General features: G+C 36.7%; 9 protein-coding genes, 1 tRNA gene and 1 pseudogene. 5 read left to right on the top strand and 6 right to left on the bottom strand.

Features of this window, described 5'->3' with window-relative positions; all coding sequences use genetic code 11:
• Positions 1-211 precede the first annotated feature (211 nt).
• Positions 212-1,552 (top strand): long-chain fatty acid transporter FadL, encoded by a 1,341-nt coding sequence (gene fadL / locus D7029_RS12610; RefSeq protein WP_194950845.1) that lies wholly within the window; start codon positions 212-214, stop codon positions 1,550-1,552.
• Between the two features lie 84 nt (positions 1,553-1,636).
• On the opposite strand, the gene mlaA is transcribed toward fadL, so the two are convergent.
• From mlaA to D7029_RS12640, 6 genes are all read right to left on the bottom strand, one after another.
• The gene (mlaA, locus tag D7029_RS12615) at positions 1,637-2,377 is read right to left on the bottom strand and encodes a phospholipid-binding lipoprotein MlaA (RefSeq protein WP_075670556.1); all 741 of its coding nucleotides are present in this window, start codon (positions 2,375-2,377) and stop codon (positions 1,637-1,639) included.
• 207 nt (positions 2,378-2,584) lie between these two features.
• Positions 2,585-3,481 (bottom strand): AAA family ATPase, encoded by an 897-nt coding sequence (locus tag D7029_RS12620; protein WP_228766678.1) that lies wholly within the window; start codon positions 3,479-3,481, stop codon positions 2,585-2,587.
• A gap of 289 nt (positions 3,482-3,770) precedes the next feature.
• A complete protein-coding gene (locus D7029_RS12625; protein WP_194950846.1) occupies positions 3,771-4,019 on the bottom strand; it encodes a GDCCVxC domain-containing (seleno)protein in 249 nt (82 codons plus the stop codon).
• A 91-nt stretch (positions 4,020-4,110) separates the two neighbouring features.
• Complete coding sequence (locus tag D7029_RS12630; RefSeq protein WP_194950847.1) at positions 4,111-4,590, bottom strand: fused DSP-PTPase phosphatase/NAD kinase-like protein; 480 nt, start codon at positions 4,588-4,590, stop codon at positions 4,111-4,113.
• Between the two features lie 216 nt (positions 4,591-4,806).
• Positions 4,807-4,881, bottom strand: a tRNA-Arg gene (locus tag D7029_RS12635).
• A gap of 195 nt (positions 4,882-5,076) precedes the next feature.
• Positions 5,077-5,853, bottom strand: a complete 777-nt coding sequence (locus D7029_RS12640; RefSeq protein WP_194950848.1) for an AraC family transcriptional regulator — start codon at positions 5,851-5,853, stop codon at positions 5,077-5,079.
• A 104-nt stretch (positions 5,854-5,957) separates the two neighbouring features.
• Here D7029_RS12640 and D7029_RS12645 point away from each other — a divergent pair, with 104 nt between their 5' ends.
• The 4 genes and pseudogenes from D7029_RS12645 (at position 5,958) to phsC (ending at position 11,286) form a co-directional block, all read left to right on the top strand.
• On the top strand, positions 5,958-6,761 hold the full coding sequence (locus tag D7029_RS12645; protein ID WP_194950849.1) for a sulfite exporter TauE/SafE family protein: 804 nt from the start codon (positions 5,958-5,960) through the stop codon (positions 6,759-6,761).
• An 875-nt stretch (positions 6,762-7,636) separates the two neighbouring features.
• Positions 7,637-9,917 (top strand): annotated as a pseudogene (gene phsA / locus D7029_RS12650) (thiosulfate reductase PhsA).
• Between the two features lie 14 nt (positions 9,918-9,931).
• Positions 9,932-10,510, top strand: coding sequence for a 4Fe-4S dicluster domain-containing protein (locus D7029_RS12655; RefSeq protein WP_023581663.1), 579 nt, complete (start codon positions 9,932-9,934; stop codon positions 10,508-10,510).
• Positions 10,507-11,286 (top strand): thiosulfate reductase cytochrome B subunit, encoded by a 780-nt coding sequence (gene phsC, locus D7029_RS12660; RefSeq protein WP_194950850.1) that lies wholly within the window; start codon positions 10,507-10,509, stop codon positions 11,284-11,286. Before D7029_RS12655 ends, phsC begins: the two co-directional genes overlap by 4 nt.
• Positions 11,287-11,379: the final 93 nt, after the last annotated feature.

Below are 11,379 nucleotides of genomic sequence, written 5' to 3' on the forward strand. Positions count from 1 at the left end.
TCTTTATTGGCATATTTTGTGAAAAATATGTTAACCAAATCTCAATTATTGAATCTAAATGGCAATATTTGTAAAACATACTTGCAACATTTAGGGTAATCAACTTTATACTTAATCAACTGGTCTGATTTGTCATAACGACAACCGCACCTAAAATCCAGCGCTTCTAATCAGAAGTTACTAACTTAAAAAAATTATGAGGGTTTAGGTCATGAACCGTAAAAACCTGTTTACTCGCACAGCACTAGCTGCCATTGTAGGAGCAATTTCCTCTCAAGCAGGCGCTGCCGGTTTTCAGTTAAATGAATATTCTACTTCAGCACTAGGGCGTGCATTTTCAGGGGAAGGCGTCATCGCCGATGACGCAAGCGTAGGTAGCCGTAACCCAGCAGCTCTTACCATGTTCGATCGCCCTGAGATTTCTGTCGGTGCTATCATTATTAATCCAGGCGTTGATGTTAAAGGTAAATCACCTCTTACTGGTACTGATACCACCGCAAAAGATATCGCACCAAGTGCATTAGTCCCTAATATCCACTTTGTTGCCCCTATTAATGATAAATGGGCGATTGGTGCATCAGGTACAACAAACTTTGGTTTAGCAACAGATTTTCCGAGCGATTACCCAGCAGGGCTTATCGGTGGCAAAACCGATTTAAAAACCATGAACTTAAACTTAAGTGCAGGTTATCGTGTTAATAACCAACTCAGTGTTGGTTTAGGCTTAAATGCCCTTTATGCTGATGCTGAAATTACTCGCCATGTGGGTGAAGCGGGTAAAGTTTTAGGAAATAAATTACCACCTCCGTTAGGAGGCTATGTGTCCAGTCTATCTCCAAGTGATCGCTTTGCTCAATTGAAAGGTGATGCTTGGGGCTTTGGTTGGAACGCGGGTTTATTATATGAATTCGACGAAGGCAACCGTGTAAGTTTTACTTACCGTTCAAAAATTAAAGTGAAATTTAAAGACGGTGAGTTCCAGAGCGATTTAAAAACAATCCCTCTTCCAAATGGTAGTTCTATTATTGGAACAGAAGGTGGAACCATTAAAGGTAAACTTGACCTTAACCTACCTGAAATTTGGGAGTTTGCAGCTTATCATCGTGTAGCACCAAAATGGGCAGTTCACTATAACTTCGCTTATACAAGCTGGAGCGCATTTGAAGAGTTAAGAGCCACACGTAAGAGTGATGGTCAGCAACTATTCAAGAAAGAAGAAGGCTTCCGTGATGCATGGCGTGTTGCATTAGGAACAACCTATTATCACGATGATAACTGGACATTCCGTACTGGTATTGCCTTCGATGATAGCCCAGTTCCTGCTGATAAACGCTCAATCTCTATTCCAGACCAAGACCGTTTCTGGTTAAGTGCGGGTGCAACTTATGCATTTAATAAAGATATGTCTGTTGATGTCGGCTTAGCGTATATGCACGGTAAAAAAGTCACCATCAAAGAGAAATTATCTGAAGATTTACCATTACCTGCTTATGAGTTTGAATCATCAGGTAAAGCATGGTTATACGGTATGAACTTTAACTACCGTTTCTAATTTTTCACGGTGCTTTTTATACAAAAAATGGTCTTTTTTTAAGACCATTTTTTATTTATTCATCAAGCTAACAAAGATAATAAACTAATCGATAGAATCTAAGTCATCTTCAATGGCTTTCGCATTAGGATTTTCTTTTACAGTGCCATCTGCTTGGAAATCGTTACGCTGGAAATAAGCTTCACGCATCATTAAGTATGGATCAGAAGAGTTTTGTAAAATCGCATCTGAATCGAGCAATTGTGCCCGTGTTTCAATTCCCTCTAATGCCCACTTACCTGCTGACATCCAAAACGTTAAATAACTCAGCATAGGATACGTTAAGTCAGCCCAGTCACCGCCTTCTTCACGGACAGTGAAGCTACCATAGCCCGGTACAACCACATAAGGGCCATAATCCATACCATAATGACCTAACGTGCTACCAAATCGCATTGGGACTTCTTTTTCCATCGTTTCTTTAGACATACCAGCGACATCTATTAAGCCACCCATACCAAAAACGGTATTAATCCAGAAACGACCAAAGTGTTTCGCACCTTTCTCAAAGTCACCACGCAACACACTATTCACCATACTTGCAGGCTCTTCTAAGTTACCTAAAAAGTTAGATAAGCCATTTCTTGCTGGTGGTGGCACATAATCACGCCAAACAACCGCAACAGGGCGTAAGATATAGGGATCTAAAACATAGTAGTTAAAATCAAACATCTGGCGGTTGAACCCTTCCAATGGGTCAGAGCGCCCCTCCCCATTATTAGGGGTACTTGCACATCCTGAAAGTAAGGCGACTGAAAGAGCAACACCGCACAGGCGATACTTCATAATGTTCTCCGCTAATTATCTTATGATGGGCAGCATCATAGTTCGCATATTCATAAACTCTACACATAATACTGTCAATGCATGATAAGTGGTACTTTTATTAGGTTTTGATCTTATAAGATAATTCGGTTTTTGTGATTATCTTATTGAGCTGATTTAAAATATTAGCCCAATGTTATGGACTAATATTTAAATACATGAGGTTATTTAATTATATTCTTTTATCACTAATCGCTCTTCTGGATCAGGGTACGAAAAATGCTGTGTAATAAAATCAAACTCTACTTCTGTGGTTTTAAACGGGTTCTCATCTGATTGATTACGTAAAGATAATCGTTTTTTACACTCAGCACTTTCTACTTTCAAAACATGGAATAAATAAGGCATCCCTGTATTATCCGCTAATGATTTTAGCCATTGTCGCTGCTTCGGTGTATTCGCCGGAAAATCCATAATAACGGTATTTCCAGCTTTAAGAAGAACTGCAATATGTTCGCTTAATACACTCTTCACTAACTCACTTTTTTCAATATAGTCAGCTACTGTCTTTATTTGATTTGGGTAAAGCCGCGATAGCCATTCATCTTCATTGATTAATACCGTTCTGGGTGATTTAGCAAATGATTTTGCTAACGTTGATTTACCAGAAGCAATTTTTCCACAGAAAAAATGTAAACGAGCATCAGAAGATGATTTTAATAAATCAGTACCATAAGAGTTATCGATAACACAAAGCCATTGGTCATTGATAAGTTTAAAAACATAAGTGGCTTCTCTTATTGTATTAAACTTTCCTTCATTTGGCATATTTGCACTTAAAAGTGTTTGTGCTAAAACAAGCGCACAATCTTCACCAAAAATAACTTTTACTTTTCCTTGAGAGACTTGTAATGAGTGATTAAAAAATCCAGCGATCGCCATAAATGCTTTTTTTAGTGAAGGCTTACCAGAAACATACAAATCATCTTTAACTACCAACGTGCCATTTTCAGTATAAAAATTCATTAGATACTCAAAATTTTCGTCAGTGATAGCTTGGTCTGCATTTGCAATTAGTTGTGTTAGCGATAGGGTATGTTGATCAACTTCTTGTGGAGTAAACATTTTTTGTCCTTATCTTTGTACCAGATAAGGAGTTTAAAATAAAAAAACCCGCTTATCTGGCGGGTTCATAATACAACCAATCCCCACCACTAAGTGATGGTAATAATAATTGCTGGAGAGGTTGTAAAATATGACATAAAAATAAACCTTATAAATAGACTAAATAAAATCTAGCAGTAATTTATTTTTTAAACAAGAATATATTTTTAAAATCAAAGCAATAAATTAATTGATGTTTAATTTCTCTTTGAATATAAAACTGTTTTATTTAACTGTTATAGATAAATAATTATTTGCTCTCATGTTGGCAACAACATGATGTTTTCTCTGATAATCTCGCCTCTTGGATTGGTGGGCAAGGCACTGTTCCATAAGAACAAAATACACAGCAGTCTCCTTCAAGGGGTTTTAATAAAGTATGACAATGTGTGCATTCATAAAACCATTGGCAAGCATCCGTTGGCATTGTTTCCATTTTTTTCGTATGACAATGCGGGCAAGTAATTTCTGACATCAAGTTAATCTGATTGTTTGACATTTTATTTCCACGTAAATTTATAAACATCATCTTTATTATTTAGAATACGCTATTTTAATTTCTTAAATAGCGTATTAAATCAATAAATTGTTTATTTATCTGTAACTTGCTGATTAAATACTTGTTGTTTTATTGCGGAAATATCAACTTCTTCTAAGTATTGAACAATATTAGGAAAAAAGAGTTCGTGATAGCCATATTCTTTTTTTCTTAATTCAGCAATTGCCTGCTCTTTTGTCCAATTCTCAAATATTAGCCGATACATTGCTATAATAGTTCCTGTGCGATCACTACCATGCCAACAATGCACTAACACAGGATCAGACGTGCTATTTATTTTACGTAATACCTCAATAACGTCCTTATCAGTAATTCTACCTGCATTCATTTTTACGTGAAAAGTTTCTAATTGCGTGCCTTTTACATCATCACTATCACTATGATATTCACGTAAGTTAATAATCGTTTTTATACCTTGAGCTTCTAACCATTTCATTTCACCCGGAGTCGGTTGTCCTGAACGGTAAACTTTTTCTGAAACTTGATAAAAATTCTCAGGGGGTACAAGCATATCTGTAGGTCTAGAGTTACACCCCATCAGCAGAAAAAAATAAGCAATAAATAAAAACTTTAAATATCGAATATTATTAATTGATTTTATGTCCATATAAAAACCTAAATTTATTCTTGGTTATTGAATGAGGAAGAAAAACAATAGAGATAATAGCGTGAATTGATAAACACTGCTCTAGGAATAATTTCTAAATTTACAGAATTGGGTAATAGATGGCGTTCCCTACAGGAATCGAACCTGTAACTAGCCCTTAGGAGGGGCTTGTTATATCCATTTAACTAAGGGAACATACGTGGGAAAATCAAGTATGACTTATGGACGGACTATATTTTACCCCCCTCACTCTCTATTAATCAAGTTTTAACGCACTGATATTGGAAGGAATTTTTTTGTTTCTTTTTTGAACAATGTAATTTGACTTAAAAAGCATCTGATAAATATCATCATCACTGATTATGTTTATTCTTATATATGTCTGTTTTATTAAAACTCTTTCAATTGCTTTAAAAACAATTTCGGTGAATATCCCATCTCTTTATTAAACATTGCACTAAAAGCGCTTGGATTTTCATAACCCAATTCTAAAGCAACTTCAGTGACTGAATCGCCTTTCTTTAAAGCGGTTAATGCATACATTAAACACGCTTTTTGACGCCAATCTCGAAAAGAAAGTCCTGTCTCCTTATGAAAAAGACGAGTAAAAGTACGTAGACTCTTGTTTAATTTTTCAGCCCACATTTCTGGTGTCGTGCGAATATTAGGTTGTGACATAAATTCAGTACACAATTCATCTAATAAAGCATGTTGCGGTAATGGCGTAAAATAAGGTAATGGTTTAGCTTGAGCTAATTCATGACAAAGTAACGTCAATAATGCGCTATCTCGTCCCCCTAAATCATAAAGTAAAGGAAGTTCATTGGCTGAAAGTAATAACTGATGAAGCAAAGGCGAAACTTGTAAAACCTCACAATATTCTGAATGGCGAGGAATCTTATTCGGCTCAATATAAAGGCTATAAGTACTACTACCCAACATTAGTACTTGATGTACCTTTTCTGCAGGTATCCACACACCACTGTAAGGTAATACAATCCATTGACCATCTTCTGTTTTAACTTTCATTACTCCATTAGGAGCATATAAAAATTGCGCTCGTCGGTGATGATGAGCTTCAAGTAATGTGTCATAAGGATAATCAGAGCCTAATGCCAAAATATCGCGAGGAAGATTATCCACATTATTGATATCGATATTACGCATAATATTTAAATTGTCCTAAATTCGTATAAACTTGTCATTATCGCGTGGGTAAGCCATCACTTTATTCTATATTGTTAATCTCCTGACTCAACAGGAGATTTGAAATGACACTCTGGCTGATTTCTTTTGGTTTAATTTCAGGCATCACAACATGGTTATTTGGCTTTGGCGGTGGTTTTGTCACGGTTCCCTTACTCTATACACTTATTCTGACACTTTGGGGAATAGACAGCTTACCTGCCGAACATGCTATGCAAATCGCAGTTGCTACCTCTGCATTAATTATGTTGTTTTCTGCAACAGTCACAACCATTAAACACCATAAAGCCAAAAGGCTTGATTGGAATATCATGTCTATTTTATTTATGGGTATCGCTTTTGGTGGGATCTTAGGTGCTCTTCTCGCATTAACAGTTGAAGGTACGTGGATCAAATGGATCTTTATTGGTTATCTCTTTGTCACTATTTTAGACTGCTATTTTCGCCCCGGTTTTATGGCTCCTACTCACAACTCAAAAAAAGTAACTAAAGCAAGAGAAACAGTTAATGGCACAGTAATTGGTATTATTGCTGCTTTTCTAGGCGTTGGCGGGAGTGTGATGACAGTACCTTTATTGCGCCGTAGAGGAACCCCCATGGCGCAATCAGCAGCAATGGCAAATGCATTAACCTTACCTTTAGCTCTCACGGCAACATTTACTTATATCGCCCTTTCTTTTACGTCACCTTTAAATAGTGAATCTGGTTTTATTGGTTATATTTGGCTAAAAGCTGCACTTATTCTGATTTGTAGTACTTGGGTTGGCTTGAAGATCTCTGAACGTTTTTTATCTCGCATTCCTGATAAATGGCACGCAAGAGTTTATCCTCTGTTACTGAGCCTTGTTTTAATTGTCATGCTGTTTTAAATCCTTTCTTCTATATAAAAGATACAAAGACAACAAGCAACGAAGAAAACAATAACGACTACACATAAGATGGTGGCTTTGAGTATTCAAGAGAGTCGCCATTTTTTTAACATTTCACCTCATCTTTTTCCTACGCGCCTTCACTTAGCGTTAATGCTATTAAGACACATAAAACAAAAGAACGTCTCTTTTTGACAATCGCGATACAGTTCTATAACGATTAATATCATTAATTAATATTTAAACATAATGAACAATAATTTATAAATTGTCTCATATTCAGTATCAGTCTGATTACGTTTTGATGAGTGTTTTTTGTACTAAAAATCACCTATTTATTTTTCTACTTTATTTGTATTTATCATCAAAATAATAAGTTAGCTATTTTTCATAAGAAGATAATTTAAGAAGAAACTGGATTTAAATAGCATCAAAAATATTATTTATTCTGATTTTTAAATAACAAATTAATTACAATATAATGTCATTTCGGTATATAAATAATTATATATCGATAGGCTTTTTTGTCAAATTTTGATTATTATTAATCATACATTTTAAATACACTTTAATAAAATAGATTAATAACATAAGTCAGTGAATTTAAAAGGAGTATCCGTAACTGCTATATCCATTAAAATCCCCTTTTCCTTCACCAAACTTCTATAATAGTATTCAATAGAAGAAAATAATTATCATTTAATTTTGTCTATTTTAGTTAATTTATTTAGTGACATTTATTAACTTCTTATTCTCTATTATTTATTATTTACAACTAACTCATCACTTATGGATTAATAAAATGGAGACGCCTTCAAATATTTATTTAACCGTCCGTATATAATATTTAGCTATAAGAAGAAACTGGAGGTTATATGAGTATTAGTCGTCGTTCTTTCATTAAGGGGATGGGGATAGGATGTGTGGGTTGTACCGTGAGTAGTTTACTCACCGGGTGCACTTGCATTTAATCCTGTAGATTCTCTTAAGGGTCAGTCAAAATTAACACCTAGCCTGTGTGAAATGTGTTCTTATCGTTGTCCGATAGAAGCTCAGGTTGTTAACAATAAGACCGTCTTTATCCAAGGAAATAGAAATGCTGAACACCAAAGTAGCCGAGTTTGTGCAAGAGGCGGAAGTGGTGTTAGCCTAGTTAATGATCCAAACCGGATTGTCAAACCCATGAAACACAAAGGCCCAAGAGGTGCTGGTGAATGGGAAGTGATAAGCTGGGAACAAGCTTATAAAGAAATTGCAGAAAAGATGAACACCATAAAACAAAATTATGGTGCAGAAAGTATCTCTTTTTCATCTAAATCAGGTTCACTCTCTTCTCACCTTTTCCATTTAGCAGCCGCATTTGGCTCTCCAAATACGTTTACACACGCAACCACTTGCCCAGCAGGTAAAGCCATTGCCGCATCCGTTATGATGGGTGGTGATCTTGCAATGGATTTAGCGAATGCTAAATATATTCTCTCTTTTGGCCATAACCTTTATGAAGGTATTGAAGTCGCCGAAACACATGAACTGATGACAGCACAAGAGCGCGGTGCAAAACTCGTCAGTTTTGATCCTCGTTTGTCTGTTATTTCAAGTAAAGCAGATGAGTGGTTCGCGATCCGCCCAGGTGGGGATTTGCCTGTTCTAATGGCTATGTGCCATATCTTAATTAAAGAAGATCTCTACGATAAAGATTTCGTTGAGAAATTTACTGTTGGTTTACCACAATTAAAAGAAGTTCTACAAGATACAACACCTGAATGGGCTCAAGCACATTCTGATGTTCCAGCTAAAGATATTGTTCGTATTGCTCGTGAGATTGCAGCAAAAGCACCTCACGCACTGATCATGCCTGGTCACCGCGCAACCTTTAATAAAGAAGAAATTAATATGCGCAGAATGATCTTCACCTTCAATGCGTTACTCGGCAACATTGAACGTGAAGGCGGCATGTATCAGAAAAAAGCAGCAGCAAAATACAATAAATTAGCAGGTATTAATGTTGCGCCTGAATTAGCAAAACCTAGCGTTAAAGGTATGCCTGAAATTACCGCAAAACGCATTGATGCCACAGCACCTCAATTTAAATACATCAATAAAGGTGGAGGAATTGTTCAGTCAATTATTGATTCAACATTAGAAGGTGTACCGTATCAAACAAAAGCATGGATTATGTCTCGTCATAACCCATTCCAAACAGTCAGTTGCCGCCCTGAGCTAGAAAAAGCCGCACAAAAATTAGACTTAATTGTTAGTTGTGATGTTTATTTAAGTGAAAGTGCTGCTTATGCCGATTACCTTTTACCTGAATGTACTTATTTAGAACGTGATGAAGAAGTTGCTGACGTTTCAGGTTTAAACCCAGCTTATGCATTACGCCAACAAGTTGTCGAACCTATTGGTGATACTAAACCAAGTTGGTTAATTTGGATGGAATTAGGTAAAGCATTAGGATTAGAAGCCTGTTTCCCTTGGGAAAACATGGGAGTAAGGCAGCTTTATCAAGTTAATGGTAGCGAAGAACTTTATAAAGAGATGCATAAAAAAGGCTATATCTCTTATGGTGTTCCACTATTATTACGCGAACCTTCTTATGTAAAAGCCTTTGTTGAACAATATCCAGATGCAATTAAGCATGTTGATAGCAACAATACAATGGAAAAAGCCCTCTCATTTAAATCACCAAGTGGTTTAATTGAAATCTACTCTGAAGAATTAGAAAGCCGTTTAGAAAACTACGGCATTCCACGCTTCCACAACTTCCCATTAAAAGAAAAAGACGAGCTTTATTTTATCCAAGGTAAAGTCGCCGTTCATACTAATGGTGCAACACAATATGTACCGTTATTAGCTGAATTAATGTGGGAAAACCCTGTTTGGCTTCACCCTGAAACAGCTAAAAACCATGGAATTAAACATGGTGATGAAATCATTCTGGAAAACAGTATAGGCAAAGAAAAAGCACATGCTTTGATAACAGAAGGCATTCGCCCTGACACTGTATTTGTTTATATGGGATCAGGTGCAAAAGCAGGTGCGAGAACAGCAGCGACTACAACAGGCGTTCACTGTGGCAACTTATTACCTCATGAAATTAGTCCTGTATCAGGTACTGATGTGCATACATCAGGTGTCAGAATTAGTCGGGCTTAAGGAAAAAAATAACGATGAACAATAATGATAAACAATTTGTCATGTTACATGATGAGAAACGTTGTATCGGCTGCCAAGCTTGTACTGTTGCGTGTAAAGTCATCAATGACATTCCTGAAGGATTTAGCCGACTTCAAGTCCAAATTCAAGGTCCTCATGACGACGAAGCAGGTAATCCACATTACCAATTTTTCCGTGTTTCTTGCCAGCATTGTGAAGATGCGCCTTGTGTTTCTGTTTGCCCTACTGGCGCTTCTTTTATTGACGAGAATGGTATCGTTCAGGTGAAAAAAGAGCTGTGTATCGGCTGTGATTACTGTGTTGGTGCTTGCCCTTACCATGTTCGTTATATCAACCCAATGACGCATATCGCAGATAAATGTAACTTCTGTTCTGATACTCGATTAGCTGAAGGTGAATTACCTGCATGTGTATCGGTATGCCCAACAGATGCGCTTGCTTTTGGTCGCATTGACTCACCTGAAATTCAGGCTTGGATCAAACAAAAATCCGTTTATCAATACCAATTAGATAATGTCGGAAAACCAAGTTTATTCCGTCGTAAAGAAATCCATCAGGGAGATAAAGCATGACTAGTATCTGGGGAGCAGAACTCCATTATACGCCAGATTATTGGCCTGTATGGTTAATGGCAGCCGGTTTATTAATCGTTGCTATGATAGCTGTATTGGTGATCCACGGCCTACTACGCTATGCCCTTGCACCAAAACATTCTGGTCATTATGAAGAAGAACGCGTTTATTTATACTCTAAAGCAATTCGTTTTTGGCACTGGGGTAATGCTTTACTGTTTATCCTATTACTATTGAGTGGATTTTTAGGGCACTTCTCTATCGGTAATGTCACTTCAATGGTGCTATTACATAAGATCTGTGGCTTTGTGCTGATTGCATTTTGGATTGGTTTTATCCTTATCAATCTAACAACCAGTAACGGTGTGCATTATAAAGTAAGATTTAGTGGACTAATTGGTCGTTGTATCAAACAAGCTCGCTTTTATCTTTATGGCATAATGAAAGGCGAACCTCATCCTTTTGCAGCAACTGAAACTGATAAGTTTAACCCACTTCAACAACTCGCTTACTTAGGTGTGATGTTTGGTTTAGTGCCGCTGTTACTGATTACTGGATTATTATGTTTATATCCTGAAGTACTTGGTGAAGGCTATTGGATGCTAAAAGCACACTTAGTATTAGGGATCGTGGCATTAATGTTTATTTGTGCACACTTCTACTTATGTACACTGGGTGATACTTTTACTCAAACATTCCGCAGTATGATCGATGGTCATCATCGTCACCAAAAACATGATGATCATAGTTCAGTAGCAGAAAAAACAGAGCATTAATTTCTCAAGCCCCCTTCTGTTACGCTCTGTTTCTTGAAATGCCCGCTTAGGCGGGCATTTTTTTGATCTAAATTCAGAAACAATTTCATAATC

Source organism: Proteus vulgaris, assembly GCF_016647575.1.
GTDB classification, from domain to species: domain Bacteria; phylum Pseudomonadota; class Gammaproteobacteria; order Enterobacterales; family Enterobacteriaceae; genus Proteus; species Proteus mirabilis_B.

Excerpts from the sequence above, each read along its gene's own strand:
- D7029_RS12640 (WP_194950848.1), bottom strand. The coding sequence starts at position 5,853 with ATGCGTAATATCGATATCAATAATGTGGATAATCTTCCTCGCGATATT.
- D7029_RS12625 (WP_194950846.1), bottom strand. The coding sequence starts at position 4,019 with ATGTCAAACAATCAGATTAACTTGATGTCAGAAATTACTTGCCCGCAT.
- D7029_RS12645 (WP_194950849.1), top strand. The coding sequence starts at position 5,958 with ATGACACTCTGGCTGATTTCTTTTGGTTTAATTTCAGGCATCACAACA.
- D7029_RS12630 (WP_194950847.1), bottom strand. The coding sequence starts at position 4,590 with ATGCTTGTACCCCCTGAGAATTTTTATCAAGTTTCAGAAAAAGTTTAC.
- fadL (WP_194950845.1), top strand. The coding sequence starts at position 212 with ATGAACCGTAAAAACCTGTTTACTCGCACAGCACTAGCTGCCATTGTA.
- mlaA (WP_075670556.1), bottom strand. The coding sequence starts at position 2,377 with ATGAAGTATCGCCTGTGCGGTGTTGCTCTTTCAGTCGCCTTACTTTCA.
- D7029_RS12655 (WP_023581663.1), top strand. The coding sequence starts at position 9,932 with ATGAACAATAATGATAAACAATTTGTCATGTTACATGATGAGAAACGT.
- phsC (WP_194950850.1), top strand. The coding sequence starts at position 10,507 with ATGACTAGTATCTGGGGAGCAGAACTCCATTATACGCCAGATTATTGG.
- D7029_RS12620 (WP_228766678.1), bottom strand. The coding sequence starts at position 3,481 with ATGTTTACTCCACAAGAAGTTGATCAACATACCCTATCGCTAACACAA.